Below are 20,509 nucleotides of genomic sequence, written 5' to 3'. Positions count from 1 at the left end.
GGGGAGGTCATCCAAATGAATCGACAAGAAATCGCTATTTTTGCGGGTGGATGTTTCTGGTGTATGGTAAAGCCGTTTGATACATGGCCAGGGGTACTGCGAGTTGAATCAGGGTACACGGGTGGTGACGTACCCAATCCCACTTATGAACAAGTTTGTAGTGAAATGACAGGACATGTGGAAGCTGTCCGTATCACGTATGACCCGGAAAAAATATCTTATCAAGAATTGCTGAATATTTTTTGGAGACAAATTGATCCTACTGATGCGGGGGGGCAGTTTTACGATCGCGGTTCTTCCTATCAGACGGCGATTTTCTATTTCACAGAAGAGCAACGTCAGGAAGCGATACAGTCCAAAAACGAATTGGCTGCAAGTGGTCGCTTTGACAAACCTATTGTTACTCCTATACTTCCGGCTAAGCCATTTTATTTAGCTGAGGATTACCATCAGAACTATTATCAGAAACAACCTTTGCATTATGAGCGGTACCACCGAGCTTCTGGACGCGCAGATTTTACAGAACGCCATTGGGGAGGTTCAAAGTCAGTTGAATGAAACATCGATATGGAAAAATAAATGGTTTATTCTAGCAAATGTGTGTGTAGGAACATTTATGGCAACTCTTGATGGGAGTATAGCCAATGTAGCTTTGCCTACCATGTCACATGCTTTGCATGTGCACTTGCAGGAGATTCAGTGGGTTGTCACAGCGTATCTGTTGACGATTTGCGCATGGTTGCCCATTGTTGGCAAATTGGCAGATATGTTTGGCCGAGGCAGACTGTACAATTTCGGTTTTCTAGTGTTTGCCATGGGTTCAGCTCTTTGTGCGTTATCTGGCTCCTATGTTTGGCTCATATTGTCACGCATACTTCAGGCCTTTGGAGCTTCGCTTCTCATGGCTAACAGCCAAGCGATTGTCTCCGCTACTTTTCCAGGCAGTGAGCGGGGAAGAGCGCTGGGGGTGACAGGGGCTATGGTTTCTGTTGGTTCATTGACCGGTCCAGCTCTTGGTGGTATTTTAATTGATGCTTTTGGATGGTCTTCTATTTTTTGGATTAATGTACCCATTGGAGTCCTTGGTTTTCTCGTGGGGACACAGACATTTCGCAGACAAACCAAACGTCAACTGGAAACGAACTATTTTGATTGGGCAGGTTCTATGCTCTTTATGATTGCAATTATTTCACTGCTTTACACGGTCTCCAATGCTGACACATGGGGCTGGGGTAGTGAGTTGACGCTGCTTGGATTTTTTATATCTATTGTGGCCTGGGTGCTATTTGTATGGCGGCAATTGCGTGCTAGCCAGCCAGTTGTCGATTTGCGACTCTATAAAATCAATGCGTTTCGGGCAGGAAGTATTGCTGCGTTACTTTCCTTTGTCTCTTTGTTTTGTACAAATGTGTTAATGCCTTTTTATCTGGAAGGTGTGCTTCATTTGGATACGCGTGTAACAGGCTACACTATGGCAGCGTATCCGTTGACGATGGCTTTGGTCGCGCCATTTTCTGGTTGGCTTTCTGACCGGATCGGCCCACTCTTTTTAACCACAGGAGGACTTTGTGTCAATGCGTTGGGTTTTGCCTTGTTGAATACGCTTGGCTTGTATGAACGAGCCATATCAGTCGCTCTCTTGTTAGCAATGTTCGGCTTGGGTCAAGGGATGTTCCAATCTCCCAATAATTCAAGCGTCATGGGAGCTGTTCCGAGAGAACGTTTAGGAACGGCAGGTGGACTGAACGCACTGGTCCGCAATATTGGTATGATTCTTGGCATCACGCTTTCTGTTTCACTGCTCAGTTGGCGACTACACCAAATGACTGGGAAAATCGTGCCTGTTGGTGCGCAAATTAGCCAGCCGATGGATTTCCTTGCCGCATTGCACACTGTCTTTTGGTCGGCTAGTGCAGTATGCGTGCTAGGAGCGCTCTTTTCCATCACCAGAGCGGGCGCTCGCAACCAAAAACTTTCCTCTGCTGAGGCTCGCTGAATGAAGTGGTGAAGCATGCTGCATACTACCTTCTGATGTCAAGCAGGTTCAAAGGGATAAACAGTGTTTTCTCTTTGCCCTGACAGCGAGGGAGGAATCGCTATGCAGAGCAGCGGAGGCAAAAGGGCAAGTTGGCGTCCAATTATTTCAAATACACCATCCCTGCACCATCATCATGATGTAAAACCGGAAAAAGCACCTGGTGTCCCTATGCTGACGCTGATTGGTATCGGGGGTATTATTGGCGCAGGTTTTTTTCTTGGCTGCGGCGTACCCATTCGTTTAGCAGGACCATCTGTTTTGATTGCATTTCTTATTGGTGGAATTCTTACCGCTCAAGTGACAGGCGCTCTTACTTCGATTGCTGTCAAGGAGCCTGAAGAAGGCTCATTCAAAGTTTATGCCGATCGTTATCTTGGTTCCTACGCTGGCTATTTGCAGGGATGGATTTATTACTTGACGAGTGTATTGACGATTGCCAGTGAAGCTGTAGCTATGGCTGTATTTACCCATATATGGCTACCCCATATTGCAGAGTGGCTGACTGCCTCCATATATTCCATTATTATTCTTATCATTAATGCGTTTGGTGTAAGGAATTTCGATCGCGTTGAGTCTTTTATGTCTGTTGTAAAGATTGCGGCTTTGGTCGGTTTTATTCTTTTTGCTGTTCTTTTAATCAGCGGTTTATTAACAGGGATGCCGCATCCAGCAGCTTTCCTTTCTTCATCGGAGACTTTCTTTACACACGGTTTTACGGGACTTATGCAGTCCATGTTGATTGTCGTCTTTGCTTATGCGGGGATAGGTGTCTTTGCTACTGCAGCTGTCAAAACACCGCGTGGTCGGGATGTCGAGTTATCTGCAATTCTTACTATTCTCATCCTGACGGTACTTTACATTATGGCCGTGGGTTTTGTTATTTGGTTTGAACCGACACAAAGTGTCAATACATCGATTAGTCCATTTGTGTTGACTTTGCAGCGCCACGGTACAATTTGGCTAGCTGACATTTTCAATGCTGCCATTCTAATCGCCTCATTTAGCGTCATGGCAGGCGCCGTTTTTTCTTCCATGCAGATTTTGTACAGTCTTGGCGAGACAAATGAAGCGCCGCGTTTTGTTAAGATTCAAAATCAACGCGGAGTTCAATATGGGGCTCTACTCGCTACAGCGATTGGAATTGCGCTTTCGCTGATTCTTGCTTATGCTCTGCCGTCTAATGTGTATCAGTTTTTAATCAGTGCGTCCAGTTTCATGACTTTTTTCTATTGGTTTGTTATGTTGCTCACTTTTATCAGTTGGCGCTCTCGTTTACGCTCTGCCAGCCAATCCTTTCAAGTTTCCAAGCTAGCCTTCGGTGCGCCTGTCTCGTCCTATGTATGTCTCGCTCTCATTGTGGCATTGACGATTTACGCTTTGTTTCAGCCATCACAGCGGATCGCATTTTATGCGTTTGCTGCTATTTATCTATTGCTTACCATCGCTTATTGGTTTGTTCGCAAAAAGATTCAAAAGAGTGCAGGAAGCTAGGTCATAGATGGCGTAATCCCTACAGAACATTCGCGATAGTAAAACAGTTTGCGGATGAACTTAGGAGGGACAATGATGAGTCAAGTTTCCATGGATCAACAATCCATTGAAGAATTACAACAGTCAATGCAAAAGGGAGAATTCAGCGCTGTTGAGTTAACCCTTGAATATATGCGGAAAATCGCTGAGAACAATCAACAAGGAGCGTCATTGGCTGCAGTCATTGAAATCAATCCGGACGCTTTATTTCTTGCCGAGGCGATGGACAGGGAGCGTCACAGGACGGGGCTACGCGGGCCATTACACGGCATCCCTGTACTTATTAAAGACAATATCAATACGGCTGATGCCATGCATACCAGTGCGGGAAGTATGGCATTAGCAAAATCGTATGCAGGATATGATGCATTTTTGGTTCGCAAATTGCGTGCTGCAGGAGCAATTCTGCTCGGCAAAACCAATTTGACAGAATGGGCTAATTTTATGGCAGATCATATGCCGAATGGTTATAGTTCGCGAGGGGGCCAGACGCTCAATCCTTATGGACCCGGACGCCTCGATGTGGGTGGGTCGAGTGCCGGATCGGGATCAGCCATTGCTGCGGATTTTGCTACAGCGGCAATTGGTACAGAAACTTCCGGTTCTATTTTAAGTCCTTCCAGCCAAAACAGTTTGGTAGGTATCAAACCCACTGTGGGGTTGGTCAGTCGGCGAGGCATTATTCCGATTGCATACAGTCAAGATACTGCGGGACCAATGACACGCACTGTACGAGACGCTGCGCTATTGCTGAATGTTATCGCAGGTGTCGATCCCGATGATGCTGCTACGTTGACCTCTCAAGGTCAAATATTGGATGATTACACGGCAGGTCTTACACCTGAGGGCTTGAATAGAGCAAGGATTGGTGTTGTCAAGCAGTTTTTCAGTCAATTGAACGATTCTCAAAATCAACTTATGCAGGCGGCGTTTGACGTATTGCGTAAACAAGGCGCCATTGTCATAGAAGATTTGGAGTTGATAGATCCGGAAGAGGGAGATGCGGGCTACGAAGTACTGATTTATGAATTTAAGTCAGCGTTGAACGCCTATTTGAAAGAGTTGCCCCATCATGTGTCTATCCGTTCTCTTCAAGATGTCATTCGATTTAATGAAAAAGATCCAGAGCGTCTTTTAAAATTTGGTCAACAGATGTTATTGCGTGCCGAAGCTACAAGCGGTACGCTCACAGATGCGGAGTATTTAAACGCGCGTAGACGCGATTTACATTGGTCAAGACAACAAAATCTCGATCGCCTGATGGCAGAACATTCTCTGGATGCTCTAGTCTCGCCTGGATATTTTGCATCGTCGATTGCCGCTAAAGCGGGGTATCCTTCTGTCACAGTTCCGGCTGGCTATGATGATGAAGGGATGCCTTGGGGTTTGACCTTTACAGGTTGTGCGTTTTCTGAGGCGCGCCTATTGCAGCTTGCCTATGCTTATGAACAAGCAACGCTGCATCGACAAGCACCAAAGCTTTCGTATCGCTCAGAGAATTGAAAAACTTTGATTTGGAAAGGAAGGTGCGTTCATGCCCATCAAATTGCCTGAAGGCTTACCGGCTAAACGTGTTCTGGAACAAGAGCATGTATTTGTGATGGACGAGCAACGGGCCTTCCATCAAGATATCAGACCGTTAAAAATTTTGATTCTCAATCTTATGCCTATTAAAGAGACTGCTGAGACGCAACTTCTGCGTTTGCTCGGCAATACACCTTTGCAGGTGGAAATCACTCTGCTTAGAATGGAGACGCATCAAGCAAAGAATACGTCAACTGAACACTTGCAAGCGTTCTATACGACTTTTCGCGATATTGAGAGACAAAATTTCGATGGCATGATAGTCACGGGAGCGCCAATAGAACATTTGCCGTTTGAAGAAGTTGCCTATTGGCCGGAATTGACTCGCATTTTGGATTGGTCCCGTCAGCACGTTACATCCACCATTCATATCTGCTGGGGTGCGCAAGCAGGGTTATATCATCATTATGGTATTGCCAAGCGTCCGCTTGCAGAAAAAATGTTTGGTGTATTTACTCATGAAATTTGTCTGGATATTCCTCTTGTCAGAGGATTTGACGAAGGATTTTTAGCGCCCCATTCACGCCATTCTACTGTGGATGAAAAAGATGTTTTAGCTTGTCCAGAATTACAGTTGATTTCAAAATCTAAAGAAGCAGGCGTTTACATTGTAGCTACGGAAGATGGACAACAAATTTTTGTCACCGGCCACTCGGAATATGATCGGGAGACACTAGCGGAAGAATATCATCGTGATATTGAGCGTCAATTGCAAGTGCCATTGCCTAAAAATTATTTTCCGAATGACGATCCTTCACAAACGCCTCTGCACAACTGGCGTTCACACGCATATTTACTTTTCTCTAACTGGCTCAATTATTACGTTTATCAGCAAACCCCTTACGATTTATCCAGTTTGCACTAAAAGTGAGCATAAGGTGAGAAGGGGGATACCGTTTTGAAAGTTTGGCTTGCTAGGCAGGAAGATATTGGTCAAGAGCTGTTAGAGCGATGCATTCATCGCTTTCTTCCTCTGGCTGAAATACAGCTCTGTACTCTCCGACATTCTATAGAGGAACGGTTCATAGAAGGGGATTGGTTGCTATCCCTTTCTTCTCAAATGGAAAATCAGTTGATTCATATACAAGGAAGTTTATTCGGCGCAGAAAATAAGATTCAAAAAGAAATTCGATGTTCATTGCCTGCTCATTTGCAAACGAAAGATAAAGAAAAGAAGATAAAGAGAGCGTATCTATTGTTGGTCTATCGGCTGCTCGAAGAAGGATTGCAACATTCATTGCCGTGGGGCATTTTAGAAGGCATTCGACCTATCAAAATAGTCCATCAATTGTTGCAGCAAGAGTGGGATACACAACGGATTGTCAATCAATTACAAGATGATTATGGCGTTTCATCATCTCGAGCTCAACTCGCTGTAGAAGTTGCTCAGCGGGAATTAGCAGTTGTTCCAGATTTATATCGTTTATCAGGTGAAGTCAGTCTTTATATTGGGATTCCATTTTGTCCAACACATTGCGCTTACTGTACATTTCCAGCTTACTCAATGGCTGACAAAGCGTATTACGTAAACGATTTTCTTGCTGCTATGCAAAAAGAATTGAAGGCTATTGCCAATTTGCTGAAAGAATACCGCATTCCTGTTACAACAGTCTATCTTGGCGGGGGTACACCGACAAGTCTTCGCGCTTTGGAATTAGAAAAATTGCTGGATTCGATTCGCCGATGGATTCCTGGCTATGGTCAATGGAGGGAATTCACAGTCGAAGCGGGTCGTCCTGATACAATAACGCCGGATAGACTGCGAGTTTTGCGTCAATATGGTGTCAACCGTATTAGCATCAATCCTCAGACATATAGGGAGCAGACACTTCGCTTGATTCAACGGGGTCATACACCACACATGGTTGACCATCGTTTTTACGCGGCAAGAGAAGCAGGTTTTGACAATATTAATATGGATCTCATACTGGGTCTGCCGAGTGAAACATTGGCCGATGTTCAATATACGCTCGAACGAACACTCGCTCTCCAACCTGAAGCCATAACGGTGCATGCGCTCGCTTTTAAAAGAAGTGCAGCAGTACGTGAAGAAAAAGAAAAATACTCCATTCCAACAGATTCTGTGGTTCAAGAGATGATGAATGAAGCCATGCACAGTTTGCGTCAAGCCGCTTATTATCCGTACTATCTTTATCGACAACGAGATATCCTTGGACATATTGAAAATGTAGGAATGGCACGTGCAGGTAAAGAGAGTCCTTATAATGTGTTGATTATGGAGGAGAAACAAACCATTCTTGGCATTGGTGGAGGAGCTGTAAGCAAATGGGTTCGGCCATCGGATGGCAAAGTAACAGGACGGTTTGCTAATCCACGCGATCCCCATACTTATGTGCAGACCATAGATGAAGTCATTGCCCGCAAGCTGACTCAGTTTCGAAAAATATGGGACAAGAACACGCATCATTCAGCGGCCGCTTTTTCTAGTTCCATTAACAATGACATGTAATGCTGCATTTTTTCATTTTTTGCTGGATCGTTTTCTGTAAGGTGTAAAAAGCCTATCATCATCACAACGTGATCGACCAAACTAAGCAGAAAGAACTTTTCTTCTAGCTTCCAGCCTGCTTCTTTCATATTCGTAACATAGTTAGACCACAGAGAGCAGGCTGCATGAAGGTTGGCAGCTTCCGAAAGTAACATGGCCATATCCCGATATGGCGTGCTGACATACGCATATGCCCAGTCAATCAACAACCATCCCCGCCTGCTATGTACCCAGTTTCCACGGTGAAGATCTCCATGTGTCCAAGTTGTCCGCCCCTGATAAGTTTCATTAATGTACGACCAGAGACGAGGTTGATTCAACCATTCTATTTCTATAGGGGATTGACCAGTTTGGTACGCTTCTTCAAGTGCAGTCAAACCACGGGTTCTCCATGGTTCAAGTTTGTAAGGTTGAAGAATGGATGTCCAGCCTGCCTGAAGCCAATGTTCAGTGTATGAACTGCATTCAAGGTGCATACGCAGCACTAATGGAAGAGCATCTGTTATCCACTCATCGTTTGTGTTATGATATAGATTCAAGTCTGTTGTATGTTTGTTTGATGATTTTTCTGGAACGCTTTCATCTAAAAGCAAAATAGCACGGTGCTTTCCTTCTTCATAGATACCCAGTAATTGGGGGGTGAATTCTGGAATGAAAGGATAAATATATTTACAAACCATCCATTCGTTCTCAGTCTCCGGAGGGCACTTTACAAATGCCTCTAAAATTTCTCGATCTGACTTTAAAGTAAGATGATAGACGTTTGCTGTCGTTGCCATTGAGATGGGTGTGGCTTGCAGCAATATCCTGTTCTCTGCTTCCAATTGCTTCGTGAACCACAGCAACTGTTTTTTCATCCTATCCCTCTTTTCCGCAGGCCACATTGCTTAAAAATGATAAAGAATCAGGTGATACAGTGACACATGTTCTGCTTATCATCCTTGTTGTGCTGGCAGTGCTCATTTTTATCTGTCTGGCTATCCTATCCTTTTTAGCACTTTCTGTCTATTTTACTCTTCAGCCGATTCTTAGCGTACTTGGCCGGTTGGCCATGGTTTTAGGAATGGCAGAATGGTCAAAAAAATGGCTTGACAGATGGGAGCGCCGTCAACATCAACGTCGTCCATGACTTTCATTTCTATTTTGGATTCAGGAGGGGAAACCGGTGGAGACTGAGTCAGCCACTACGTCCGCTACAGATCAGTTAATTCAAGAAGAAGCAAGCAAGTTGAAGGAAACATTAGCGTGGATCGATCAGTCTTTGAAAAGATTAGAAAACATTCCGAGAGAATTTCCCAATGATGAACGTGAGCCACAAACTGCTGATGAAGTCGCTGCGCAGGCGGTTGATCGTTTGCGTGATGAGAGAATCGATGCATTGCGCAGAAGCACTCAGGAACCTTACTTCGGTAGGTTGGATTTTCAAACCGATGGTCAAGTCGAGCCGGAAATATGGTATATCGGCAAGCGTGGTCTCCAGGATGATACAGACGGAACGATAAGAGTCCTGGATTGGCGTGCTCCAGCCGCCAGTATTTTTTATGCTCATGCTGGGCAAGACAGAGCCACCTATCAAGCTCCTGATGGTGAAATCAGTGGAACAGTTTGGAGAAAACGGAATCTTGCCATTCGTCGCGGTCAATTGGAAAGAGTAGTGGATTCGTTTGTTCGTGGAGAACAAAATGGACAAGTAACAGATGAGTTTTTACTCTACCGTTTACAAGAAGGAAAAGATAATCGTTTGCGAGACATTGTCGCCACGATTCAGGCAGAACAGGACACCATTATTCGCGCTGAGAAAAATCGCGCCATCTTTATTCAAGGTGTAGCCGGATCGGGCAAAACCACAGTCGCCTTGCACCGTCTGGCGTACTTGCTCTATCAGCATAGTGAGCAGTTGAAGGCAGAAAAAATGGCCATTTTTGCACCTCATCCAATGTTTATGGAATATATTTCAGAAGTTTTGCCGGAGCTTGGTGTAGGTGGTGTTTTGCAAACAACTTTCAGTGAATTCGCTTTACGTGAATTGGATTATCGATTTAAATTGATACCTGAGGGTCAGCGTGTTCAAAGATGGTTTGAAACAGGGATGGATAGTGCAAGTCGCGAGTTCGCCACCATTTACGCCAAAGGACGGTTGGCCTGGCTGAAACGCTTGCAACAAGCTGTCTCTGAAGCAGAACAAATGTCTGTCCCTGACGTCACTTTTACACCTTGGCCTGGAGTACAGCTTGAGGCTCATTGGATCCGCAAATGGTTTACAGAGGATTACCGACACTATGCGTTAGCCGTTCGAGTGATGCGTGTACAGGCGCGTGTCAAACGTTGGATGGATATGGAGTATAAACGAGTTCAAGCAGAAGATCGACAGAAAAAATTGAAAAAGGCAGCAAACACAGCGTACCAGAGTTACTTGAAATTATGGCCTGCGTTGGACGAGTGGACAATGTATCAAAATCTGATGCCAGAGGCTTGGCAGCAGTCTCTGTCGCAGGTAAAACGAAAACGCGGTGAGCGCATTTATATTTGGCCGGAAGACTTAGCCAGTTTACTCTATCTGCGCCTTGTGCTCTATGGTGTTCAACCGGATGCAAAATTACAGCATGTGGTCATTGATGAAGCTCAGGATTTTTCACCTTTACAATTAGCAATCCTGCGTTTTTATTGCCAAACAGATTCGTTTACCATTTTGGGCGATCTCGCTCAAAGTATTTATTCCTATAGCGGGGTTCAAAATTGGGAAGAACTGTCTGGCTTGTTTTCTGAAGAGAGTGTTCAAAATTTCCAATTACAAGTCAGTTATCGATCGACACAAGAAATTGTCGAGTTTGCTAAATCTGCAATTGCTGCCTATCCACATTTGCCGCTTCCTGTCCCCGTATATCGATCAGGAGAGGCTGTGAATTTGTTGCATTACACTGATCAAACAGCTCAGCAAAAAGAGTTGCTAAAGTGCATAGATAGTTGGCAAAGTGAAGGGAGAATGCACTCCATTGCTGTGCTTTGTCCTAATGAAGAACTGGCTCAACACTATGCAGATTTGTTGCAGTCGACTGGATACAAGGCCACTCAGGTTACATGGGATCAGCGGGAATTTAGCGGAGGACTGTCGGTTATGCCGGCCTATCTTGCAAAGGGCTTGGAATTTGATGCTGTTCTTTTGACTGATGTGAGTCAACACTTTTATCCAGGCAATGAATCGTATGCTAAACTTCTCTATGTGGCCAGTACGAGAGCATTGCATCGACTCGCTGTATTGTATTCAGAACGCGAACCTTCACCTCTTTTGTCCCAGGCTCTCCATAGCCTTGACTGAGAAAAATCAGCTTCTGTGTAAATTGTCCAATCCGCATCTGCCCCTTCCGCTTCTCTCCTGAGCACATAGTCTACATTGTAGTCCCAATATGTGCTTAGGGGAGGTTAAATCAATGCATCCGTTGTATCATCACGCCATTCGCCTGCGTGGCCAATCGGTGTATGTGCATCACTTGAATGGAACGGTTTATCATGGAGTATTGCACTCTGTCACCACGAAAGGCATCTATCTTTTGCCCCATCGCCCCGGTGGACGGCTTGCTTCCGCTCAGTCCAATGAGTTGCAGGGCCAGAATGCACTTCATGAACCGCAAGATATGCAGTTAGAGGAAATTTTCTTTCCTGCCATGTTTTTTGGGTTTGGAGCCTTGGCGGGACTTGCAGCAGCTTCTGGTCCCTGGGGATGGGGTTGGTAAAAAATTTTTCTCATTTTATCCTCGGTGCTTTAAAGCCCGAGGATATTTTCATTTCATCCTACTTATAGATGATGGATTAGAGAAATAGCAGGCGGGAATTAACTCAATCGTCATATTATTTTGATAGACGTTTACGCATATATATGATATATATAGGAGTAAGAAGTAAGTTAGATACTTCCTTTTAGTGATTCGGCTATTCTCACTGGCCGAAAAAAGAGTGGAGAAAGGAGCCCTGTTATGTCTAATCATCTCGATACACTTTTACAGGAACAAAGATTGTTTGAACCATCCCAGTCATTTCGTCAACAGGCCAATTTTTCTGATCCATCCATCTATGATCGAGCCAGTGAAAACCCGGAAGAATACTGGGCTGAACAGGCAACTTATTTAGATTGGTTTGAACCTTATGAAAGCGTTTGCGAATGGGATCCTCCGCATGCCAAATGGTTTGTAAACGGTAAGTTAAATGCAGCATACAACTGTGTTGACAGGCATGTAAGGAAAGGAAAGAAAAATAAAGTAGCCATCTTTTGGGAAGGTGAACCTGGAGACAGCCGCGCAATAACTTATGGAATGTTGCAGAAGGAAGTAGATGTGGCTGCGCGGATGTTGCAATCTCTTGGTGTGAAAAAGGGCGATCGCGTCACTATTTATTTGCCGATGATACCAGAGCTTCCTATATCTCTGTTAGCATGCGCTAAAATCGGCGCTGTCCATTCTGTCGTATTTGGCGGATTTTCAGCTAAGGCGCTTCGAGAACGCATTCTGGATGCGGATTCAAAGGTACTCATTACAGCTGATGCAGGATATCGCCGCGGTAAACCGATTCCTCTCAAAGCAAATGCGGATGAAGCTGTTGTGGATACGCCGATTGAAAAAGTGTTAGTTGTTGAGCGTTTTGGTAAAGACGCTGGCATTGAAATGAAAGAGAATCGTGATATTTATTGGGCAGAGTTGGCTGCTAAAGTTTCTCGTGAACCGTTAGCTGCTGAACCGATGGATGCTGAGGATATTCTCTACCTGCTTTATACTTCTGGAACAACTGGAAAACCGAAAGGGATTGTTCATACCACTGGCGGTTACTTGGTTGGTGCGAATACCTCTTTGCGCAGTGTATTTGATTTGAAAGATGACGACGTGTTTTTCTGTACGGCAGACATCGGTTGGGTTACAGGCCACACTTATATTGTTTATGGGCCACTGTCTGCCGGGTCCACTGTGGTGATGTATGAAGGTTCTCCAGATTATCCAGGAAGAGATCGCTTTTGGGATATTTGTGAAAAATACGGAGCTACGATTCTTTATACTGCCCCCACCTCGATTCGCATGTTTATGAAATGGGGTCCGGAATACGTCAAGCAACACGATCTTTCCAGTTTGCGTTTGCTTGGCTCTGTTGGTGAACCCATCAATCCTGAAGCTTGGATGTGGTACCACGAGCATATTGGTCAAGGTCGATGTCCAATTGTGGATACTTGGTGGCAAACGGAGACCGGATGTGCCATGATTGCTCCTTTACCAGGTTTGGTTGCGACAAAACCGGGTTCGGCCACCAAACCGTTACCAGGTATTTTTGCCGATGTGGTAGATGAAGAAGGGCAACCGGTGGAACCAGGAAATGGCGGTTATTTGGTTATCCGCAAACCGTGGCCATCCATGTTAAGGACAGTTTGGGGTGATGATGAGCGATTCCGCAACACGTATTTCGGTAAGTTTGAGGGTGTTTATTTACCAGGAGATGGAGCTCACAAAGATAAAGATGGTTATATATGGATTTTAGGTAGGATTGACGATGTCATCAATGTATCCGGTCATCGCATTGGTACAGCAGAGGTAGAAAGCGCAATGGTTTCCCATCCTTCTGTAGCAGAAGCGGCTGTGATTGGTCGATCGCATGAAATCAAGGGGCAGGCTATCACTGCTTTCGTAACATTGCGTGAGGGAGTGGAATCAAGCGAAGACTTGGTGGCTGAGTTGAAACAGCACGTGGTTGAGAAAATTGGCGCTATGGCCCGACCGGAAGAAATTATTTTCACAGCAGAACTTCCTAAAACGCGCAGTGCTAAAATTATGCGCCGATTGTTAAGGGATATTGCAGAGGGTCGAGTCTTGGGTGACACGACAACATTGGCCGATCCGTCTGTGGTTGATGAATTGAAATCTCGATATAAAGAGTCAGACTAAATTTTATCAGGATTTGGCTGAACGTTTCTTCTTTACAGAAAGGGGGGATGACTTGGCGCTGCGGTTTCTCTAGAGCGGTTTTCCTGTTGATCTCGGTAGTCGTCTGTTTCCAATGGGGGATTTCTAGAAAAAGAGAGGCGGATGAAACATGTCAGAACAAATTAAAATTGCTGATCCAGGGCCGCTTGGTCTTGCCGGGTTCGGAATTACAACTTGCATTCTTTCTTTAATTAATGCGGGCATTGTTAGTTCAAGTGCAATTGGAGTCGTTCTTGGATTGGCGCTTGCTTATGGTGGTGGTGCTCAATTATTGGCAGGAATGTGGGAATTTCGTAAAGGCAACACGTTTGGTGCTACTGCCTTCTCTTCATATGGTGCTTTCTGGATTTCTTTTTACTTTATTGTTAAATCTGGGACAACAGCAGGCTTGGGTGTTTACCTACTCTTTTTTGGCATCTTGACACTCTTCCTATGGTTTGGGACTTTCTATCTTAGCCGGGCTTTGTTCTTTGTGTTTCTTTGTCTATGGATTGCCTTCTTTTTACTGGCGCTGAATGGATTCCATCTCATGTCTTCAACAGCGGGTGGATATGTTGGATTGCTTTGTGGCATTCTTGCTCTTTATACATCTTTTGCTACTGTTATTAATGCAACTGCCGGTCGAACGGTACTACCGTTAGGTAAACCCTTGGCCAAGTCTCAGCAAGACTCTGCAACCCTCGTTACAACTGCGCATTAAGCTGCGTTTCGAATTCATAAAAATGGGATGATATCTGGTTACTGTTAGTTCTTACTACCTGATGCGACTGTTCTGTGAGGAGAATATGCATCAGGTAGTAGGCTATTTTTAATCGGATTTTTCAGGAATAAAATGTGGGTTAAGTAGTGATGTTCAGAAAATATTATCGTTTTTCTCGTTTTTGGTTGACTTTTTTTGTCCATCCATGTTATCGTTATGGTTGCTTGCCGGAGTGGCGGAATGGCAGACGCTAGCGACTTAAAATCGCTTGTCCGTGAGGGCGTGCGGGTTCGAGTCCCGCCTTCGGCACCATTGAGTATTTTTGTTTTATGATTTCCAGAAGTGGATTTTGTCCCTCACAGAAAACCTCTTTCGACATAGTATGTCTAACGGGATTTCCCCAATAGATGAAATGTCAAGGAGGTTTTTGACGTGAGTGGAAGTTCAAAACTTGTATCTATTTTGAAATCACGTCGTTTGTATACATTGGTTGTAGGTATATTGGCTGGCCTAAAGTTGATTCTTGACGCTTTTGGTATCCATATCATCACATCGACTGAAGTGAACCAAATTGCCAATGGTTTTGCCGCATTGTTTAGCATTTTGTCTTTGCTGCTGGCTCACCAGTACCAGGGTGCCAATATCCAATCGAGTGCAAAGAGTGCAATCCAATCTATATCTGCGAATGAAGTTACTACACAGACTGACGCAACTCATTCGGAACAGAATCAGTTTGGTTCGGTTGCAATCAATGAAGCGGAGTATCCTCCACAAGCGGCTTCAGATGGATTGGCGCGTCCAATAGAAAACGACCCTAAAGAATAGATTCCATCTCCCATCTTTTCGCATGGAGCCGGCTTTGGTCGGCTCCATTGGTTTGTGCTATTTCTCGAAAAATTTATGCATATGGGGTTTACTTTTAGAGAAAATGAGTTATGATGATAATGAACTATGCAAACAATCCTTTAGAGTTCCCGTACGACCGATAGCCGATTCTGGGTGTCCGTTGTCCCGGAAATCGGTTTTTTTACATCAAGGCCACAGCGAAATTATTCGTTGCTGCTTGTGTAAGTCTCAGGATACTCCTTTGCGGTGTTTGCTGGTCTTATGAATGTGCACGTTTTAGTGCTCTAGGAGGTTTTTTTCATGCACGAAGGTACCGTAAAGTGGTTCAATGCTGAAAAAGGTTATGGTTTTATTGCAGTGGAAGGTGGCAATGACGTATTTGTTCATTACAGCGCCATCCAAGGCAACGGTTTTAAGAGCTTGGAAGAGGGTCAGCATGTTTCCTTTGAAATCGTTGAAGGTCCCAAAGGTCCTCAAGCAGCAAACGTTGTGAAATTTTAATTCCTTTTTCGGACTGTGGCCGGCGAGCATTTGTTCGTCGGTTTTTATTTTGCCAATAGAAGATGACAAAAAGTCATCCATTTTCTTTATGAGTTGACATAGGAGCGTGTTTTGCGTTATAGTAGTTCCCGTTGACTCAAAGCATGCGGCTGTAGCTCAGAGGGAGAGCACCACCTTGACACGGTGGGGGTCACAGGTTCGATTCCTGTCAGCCGCACCATTGAAAGAGTTAAAGCAATAAAGCGCACAGCAAAGACCGCCTCCTGTGAACACAGGAAAGGCGGTCTTTGTCACATTATACGGCGACATCGGTCATTGACAGAACACAATTACCGAAGAATCAGCTTTTCCATCTTAGGGCCCCTATTGAACAAAAAGGCTATTCTCTTATCAAATGGGACGTAAAACCGCTTGCTTTAGCTATGGGGATATAAGGCGCTCGCCGTGAGACGAATCTTTTTAAACAATAGATAGAACTGTGGTATCTAATGTATTGTACTATACTATTTGTGGTGATTCGTCATGAGTCGAGATGTAGATTCAAACCAAAATGTCACGTTCGACTGCAAATACCATGTTGTCTTTTGTCCGGAATATCGCCGTAAAGTGCTTGTTGAACCCATTGACGCAAGGTTAAAGGCGTTGCTTTCGGTAAAGGCAACCGACATTTCGGCGGAAATCGTTGAAATGGAAATCATGCCTGATCATGTTCATCTTCTCATTAAGTGTGATCCGCAATATGGCATTCACAAAGTCGTAAAACAACTCAAGGGATACACTTCCAAAGTTCTTCGTGATGAATTCAAATCACTAAAAAGTCGATTGCCTTCCCTATGGACGAATGCCTACTTTGTCGCTACGGTGGGCACTGTTCAACTGGACGTGATCAAGAAGTATATCGAAGAGCAGAAATCGAGGTGAGGTCGATCATGCGAAAAGCATACAAGTACAGACTTTACCCCGCGAAGGAGCAAGAAGAGAAAATTCAGTTGATCTTAGAACGCTGTCGCCTGCTCTACAATCGCCTGCTTGACGAACGGCGGTTCGCCTATGAAACAGACAAGACCACGCTCAATTACTATGATCAGGCAAATACGCTGAATGAGCGCAAAAAGTACATACCAGCATTGAAGCAGGTTCACTCGCAGGTATTACAAGACGTGGTAAAACGGCTTGACAAAGTCTTTCAAGCCTTCTTTCGTCGTGTGAAGTGGAACCCAATACCTTGCCTGAGTCCAAAGAAACAGTTGGGATCGATCTTGGTGTGAAGCATCTTGCCATTACGTTCGATGGGGAATTTTACGAACACCCGAAATTTCCGCGGGAATCCGAACGGAAATTGCACAGGAAGCAACGAGTCGTATCACGCAAGAAAAAGGGGGCTGCTCGTCGCCGCAAAGCCATCAGAGAACTGGCCAGATTGCATGAGCATATCGCAAATCCACGTAGAGACTACGCGCACAAAGTATCTCGAAAATTGGTCAATTCATATGGGCTGATTGCCTTCGAGAATCTAAACGTACAAGGCATGGTGAAAAATCACCATCTTGCCAAGAGCATTGTTGATGCGGCTTGGAATCAACTTGTGCGGTACACCACGTACAAAGCGGAAGAAGCTGGTCGTGGTGTCGTGCTAGTCGATCCCAAAAACACAAGTCAACCCTGCTCGAATTGCGGGGAAATCGTCTCTAAAAAGCTGTCGGAACGCATGCACCATTGCGAACACTGCGGATACGTTCAAGACAGAGACATAAATGCCGCACAAAACATTTTGAAACGTGCCTTAGCTGGATAACGTTTCTTTTGGCTCGGACTGAGCCTTCAGAACGTAACGTAGGCGGTTGCGTCATGCGTGTTCTGAGAAGCTCCTGCCTTTAGGCATGGGGAGTGGTCACGATAATGATGAAATGATGATTTTAGGCATTTTTACATTCAGTCCTCGCTTTAGTATAGAGGGTGGGTAGTTGCCTAAAGGCTTGTGTCAACAGGACAAAGTCATCGAATTTTAGAATGGTCTGTGATACAGTAAAGTTAATGAAGAATAAAAAGATGTTCCTATGGCATGTTATTTCAAAGAAGTGTCTCAGAACATCGATTCTATATGTAGATATATAAATATACAGATGTAAAGAAGGTTAACTATGAGTAGCATGCAAAAAGTGACGGATGTAATTTTAATCGGTGCTGGAATTATGAGCGCAACGCTAGGAACACTGTTCAAGGAATTGGCCCCGGATTGGGATATTAAAGTTTTCGAAAAACTCGGAGGGCCCTCGGAAGAAAGTTCTAATGAATGGAATAATGCTGGAACAGGGCATTCAGCGCTATGTGAATTAAACTACACTACTGAAAATCCTGATGGAACAGTGGATATTAGCAAAGCGATTAAAATTAATGAGCAGTTTCAATTGTCCAGACAATTTTGGTCGTTTCTTGTGAATCGTAATTTGATTCAAAATCCACAGAACTTTATTATGCCCATTCCACACATGAGTCTAGTACAAGGTGAAAAAAATGTAAATTTTTTGAAAAAGCGATATGAAGCTTTATCGAATAGCCATATGTTTCAAGGTATGGAATACTCAGATGACCCTGAAAAACTTAAGGAATGGATACCGCTGATTATGGAAGGTCGCACCTCGGACGAGCCTATTGCGGCCACTAAAATTGATTCAGGTACGGATATTAACTTTGGTGCCTTAACAAGGATGTTGTTTGAGCATTTGAAAAAAGAGCAAGTTGAAATTAAATACAACCATAGCGTTAAAAAAATCAAAAGAACCAGCAATAATCTATGGGAACTAAAAGTTTATGATCATGTTCAAGGGAAAACAGAAAGTCATTTGGCAAAGTTTGTATTTCTTGGTGCTGGCGGAGGAAGTCTTCCCCTATTACAAAAAACCGGAATTCCCGAGGCGAAGCACATCGGCGGTTTTCCTGTCAGCGGGCTTTTTATGGTCTGTCATAATCCGGAAGTTATTGAGCAGCATCACGCTAAAGTCTATGGAAAAGCCAAAGTTGGAGCACCTCCTATGTCGGTTCCGCATTTGGATACCCGTTATATTGATAACAAAAAATCGTTACTTTTTGGACCGTTTGCCGGTTTCTCACCCAAGTTCTTAAAGGCTGGTTCAAATTTCGATTTGATTCGGACGGTCAAACCTCATAACGTTCTCACGATGTTAGCGGCGGGCGTTAAAGAGTTTGCGTTGACGAAATATTTAATTCAGCAAGTCATGCTGTCTAATGAGAAACGTATGGAAGAACTAAGGGAATTTATACCGAATGCTAGGAGTGAGGATTGGGATATCGTCGTGGCGGGACAACGTGTACAGGTTATCAAAGATACGAAAACCGGTGGTAGAGGGACACTCCAGTTTGGTACAGAAGTAGTCAGCTCAGCTGATGGTTCGATTGCCGCTTTGCTCGGAGCTTCACCTGGCGCTTCTACAGTGGTCCATATCATGCTGGAAGTACTCGAAAAATGTTTTCCGCAACGTATGCCAGAATGGCAACCTAAAATTAAAGAAATGATTCCGTCTTATGGTCTATCTTTGGCAGAAAATCCAGAGTTGTTCCGCGAGATATTTGAAGATACAACGAAATCTCTAGGTTTGGATAAAGAACATACTGTTTCTGCCGAGGATTTGCAATCTCCGAGCTATGAGGATGGTTTTGTAACAGCTGAAGGATATATTACAGAGTAATCGAACGTGTAGATCCAGGTTTTGGATATACATTTACTTCCTGTTGATCACCTAAAGGGGGGATAAATTTGGTTTTTCAGCAGATAACAGTTGCGGGATGTGGTGTGTTAGGAAGTCAGATTGCGTTTCAAACTGCTTTTAAGGGATTCGATGTGACTGTTTATGATCTCAACGAAGAAGCATTGTCGAAAGCAAAAGAACGAATTCTAAAACTAATGAACATGTATCAAAAGGACTTGCGGGCATCTCAACAAGATGTAGAAAATGCTTTTCATCGAATTTATTTCAGTTCCAATTTAGAAGAGGCTGTTGCACAGGCAGATTTACTCATTGAAGCTGTACCAGAAGTGATCCAAATCAAAACGGAATTTTATAAACAGTTGGCCAAGGTGGCTCCTCCTAAAACCATCTTTGCTACTAATTCTTCTACATTTTTGCCGAGTCAGTTTGCGGAATTCACAGGAAGACCAGAAAAATTTCTGGCTCTGCATTTTGCCAATTCGATTTGGATTCATAACACGGCAGAAGTTATGCAGCATCCGGGAACAGATAAAGAAGTTTTCAAAGATGTGATCGCTTTTGCGGAAAAAATCGGTATGGTTCCGTTGCCTTTATACAAAGAACAGCCTGGTTATATTTTAAATTCATTGCTTGTTCCTTTTCTGGAAGCAGCACAGTTTCTATTGGTGAATGAGATTGCAGATGTGGCAACGATTGATAAAACTTGGATGATTGCTACAGGAGCTCCTGCTGGTCCTTTTGCTATTTTGGATACGATAGGTGTAAATACAGCTTATAATATTGCCAAAGAGAAAGCTAAGGCTGGGCATCCAGAGTATGAAAAATTAGCTAATATGTTAAAAACTCAATATATGGACAAAGGTAAACTGGGTCGGCAAAGCAACGAGGGATTCTACACATATCCTAACCCTCGATTTCGACAGCCTGACTTTTTGAAAGGATAAATTGTATTGCACGATCCGATATAGAATACAGTAAAATGGATTTCGCAAGCATTTCAGTACCGCTTACAGTTCGTACGTAAGCGGTAATTTTTATTCGTTGACGTCGATTATATAATTGTTCTATAATAAGAACAAAATACTTTATATAGAAATGCTGTTTGGAGGGGTAAGG

The 20,509-nt window shown here is 44.0% G+C and carries 19 protein-coding genes and 2 tRNA genes; 20 read left to right on the top strand and 1 reads right to left on the bottom strand.

Annotated elements, in window-relative coordinates; genetic code table 11:
• The first annotated feature begins 15 nt into the window (after window positions 1-15).
• From msrA to hemZ, 6 genes are all read left to right on the top strand, one after another.
• Entirely contained in the window at window positions 16-558 is a 543-nt protein-coding gene (msrA, locus tag BUA75_RS09115) for a peptide-methionine (S)-S-oxide reductase MsrA (protein WP_072874302.1), read from the top strand.
• Window positions 551-1,996 (top strand): MFS transporter, encoded by a 1,446-nt coding sequence (locus tag BUA75_RS09110; protein ID WP_072874301.1) that lies wholly within the window; start codon window positions 551-553, stop codon window positions 1,994-1,996. Before msrA ends, BUA75_RS09110 begins: the two co-directional genes overlap by 8 nt.
• Before the next feature lie 102 nt (window positions 1,997-2,098).
• A complete protein-coding gene (locus BUA75_RS09105) occupies window positions 2,099-3,529 on the top strand; it encodes an amino acid permease (protein ID WP_083574250.1) in 1,431 nt (476 codons plus the stop codon).
• Window positions 3,530-3,604: 75 nt separating this feature from the next.
• Window positions 3,605-5,071 (top strand): amidase, encoded by a 1,467-nt coding sequence (locus tag BUA75_RS09100; protein ID WP_072874300.1) that lies wholly within the window; start codon window positions 3,605-3,607, stop codon window positions 5,069-5,071.
• Window positions 5,072-5,102: 31 nt separating this feature from the next.
• Complete coding sequence (metA, locus tag BUA75_RS09095; protein ID WP_072874299.1) at window positions 5,103-6,017, top strand: homoserine O-acetyltransferase MetA; 915 nt, start codon at window positions 5,103-5,105, stop codon at window positions 6,015-6,017.
• Between the two features lie 33 nt (window positions 6,018-6,050).
• Window positions 6,051-7,622, top strand: coding sequence for a coproporphyrinogen dehydrogenase HemZ (gene hemZ / locus BUA75_RS09090; RefSeq protein ID WP_072874298.1), 1,572 nt, complete (start codon window positions 6,051-6,053; stop codon window positions 7,620-7,622).
• Here the strand turns inward: hemZ and BUA75_RS09085 are convergent.
• Entirely contained in the window at window positions 7,577-8,518 is a 942-nt protein-coding gene (locus tag BUA75_RS09085) for a phosphotransferase (RefSeq protein WP_072874297.1), read from the bottom strand. The genes hemZ and BUA75_RS09085 overlap by 46 nt on opposite strands.
• A 59-nt stretch (window positions 8,519-8,577) precedes the next feature.
• On the opposite strand from BUA75_RS09085, the gene BUA75_RS09080 reads away from it, so the two are divergent.
• The 14 genes from BUA75_RS09080 to BUA75_RS09020 all read left to right on the top strand — a co-directional run bounded on the left by BUA75_RS09080 (window position 8,578) and on the right by BUA75_RS09020 (window position 20,337).
• Window positions 8,578-8,790 (top strand): hypothetical protein, encoded by a 213-nt coding sequence (locus BUA75_RS09080; protein ID WP_072874296.1) that lies wholly within the window; start codon window positions 8,578-8,580, stop codon window positions 8,788-8,790.
• 36 nt (window positions 8,791-8,826) lie between these two features.
• Window positions 8,827-10,977 (top strand): HelD family protein, encoded by a 2,151-nt coding sequence (locus BUA75_RS09075; RefSeq protein WP_072874295.1) that lies wholly within the window; start codon window positions 8,827-8,829, stop codon window positions 10,975-10,977.
• 112 nt (window positions 10,978-11,089) lie between these two features.
• Window positions 11,090-11,392: a hypothetical protein gene (locus BUA75_RS09070; RefSeq protein WP_072874294.1), complete on the top strand. Its 303-nt coding sequence runs from the start codon at window positions 11,090-11,092 to the stop codon at window positions 11,390-11,392.
• A 240-nt stretch (window positions 11,393-11,632) separates the two neighbouring features.
• Window positions 11,633-13,579: an acetate--CoA ligase gene (gene acs / locus BUA75_RS09065; protein ID WP_072874293.1), complete on the top strand. Its 1,947-nt coding sequence runs from the start codon at window positions 11,633-11,635 to the stop codon at window positions 13,577-13,579.
• A 148-nt stretch (window positions 13,580-13,727) separates the two neighbouring features.
• Window positions 13,728-14,318: an acetate uptake transporter gene (locus BUA75_RS09060; protein WP_072874292.1), complete on the top strand. Its 591-nt coding sequence runs from the start codon at window positions 13,728-13,730 to the stop codon at window positions 14,316-14,318.
• A gap of 226 nt (window positions 14,319-14,544) precedes the next feature.
• Window positions 14,545-14,630: transfer RNA gene (locus BUA75_RS09055), tRNA-Leu, on the top strand.
• A 120-nt stretch (window positions 14,631-14,750) separates the two neighbouring features.
• Window positions 14,751-15,143, top strand: a complete 393-nt coding sequence (locus tag BUA75_RS09050) for a hypothetical protein (protein ID WP_072874291.1) — start codon at window positions 14,751-14,753, stop codon at window positions 15,141-15,143.
• 321 nt (window positions 15,144-15,464) lie between these two features.
• Window positions 15,465-15,665, top strand: coding sequence for a cold-shock protein (locus tag BUA75_RS09045; protein WP_072874290.1), 201 nt, complete (start codon window positions 15,465-15,467; stop codon window positions 15,663-15,665).
• A gap of 145 nt (window positions 15,666-15,810) precedes the next feature.
• A tRNA-Val gene (locus tag BUA75_RS09040) sits at window positions 15,811-15,885 on the top strand.
• 302 nt (window positions 15,886-16,187) lie between these two features.
• Window positions 16,188-16,586, top strand: coding sequence for an IS200/IS605 family transposase (gene tnpA / locus BUA75_RS09035; protein WP_072874289.1), 399 nt, complete (start codon window positions 16,188-16,190; stop codon window positions 16,584-16,586).
• Between the two features lie 8 nt (window positions 16,587-16,594).
• A complete protein-coding gene (locus tag BUA75_RS16105; protein WP_207549740.1) occupies window positions 16,595-16,933 on the top strand; it encodes a helix-turn-helix domain-containing protein in 339 nt (112 codons plus the stop codon).
• A complete protein-coding gene (locus BUA75_RS09030) occupies window positions 16,876-17,460 on the top strand; it encodes an RNA-guided endonuclease InsQ/TnpB family protein (protein WP_207549739.1) in 585 nt (194 codons plus the stop codon). Before BUA75_RS16105 ends, BUA75_RS09030 begins: the two co-directional genes overlap by 58 nt.
• Window positions 17,461-17,806: 346 nt before the next feature.
• A complete protein-coding gene (gene mqo, locus BUA75_RS09025) occupies window positions 17,807-19,372 on the top strand; it encodes a malate dehydrogenase (quinone) (protein ID WP_083574247.1) in 1,566 nt (521 codons plus the stop codon).
• Window positions 19,373-19,440: 68 nt separating this feature from the next.
• On the top strand, window positions 19,441-20,337 hold the full coding sequence (locus BUA75_RS09020) for a 3-hydroxyacyl-CoA dehydrogenase (RefSeq protein ID WP_072874288.1): 897 nt from the start codon (window positions 19,441-19,443) through the stop codon (window positions 20,335-20,337).
• Window positions 20,338-20,509: the final 172 nt, after the last annotated feature.

The organism is Alicyclobacillus tolerans (assembly GCF_900142255.1).
In the GTDB taxonomy this organism is placed as follows: domain Bacteria; phylum Bacillota; class Bacilli; order Alicyclobacillales; family Alicyclobacillaceae; genus Alicyclobacillus_I; species Alicyclobacillus_I tolerans.
This window is presented reverse-complemented; position numbering and strand designations above follow the sequence as displayed.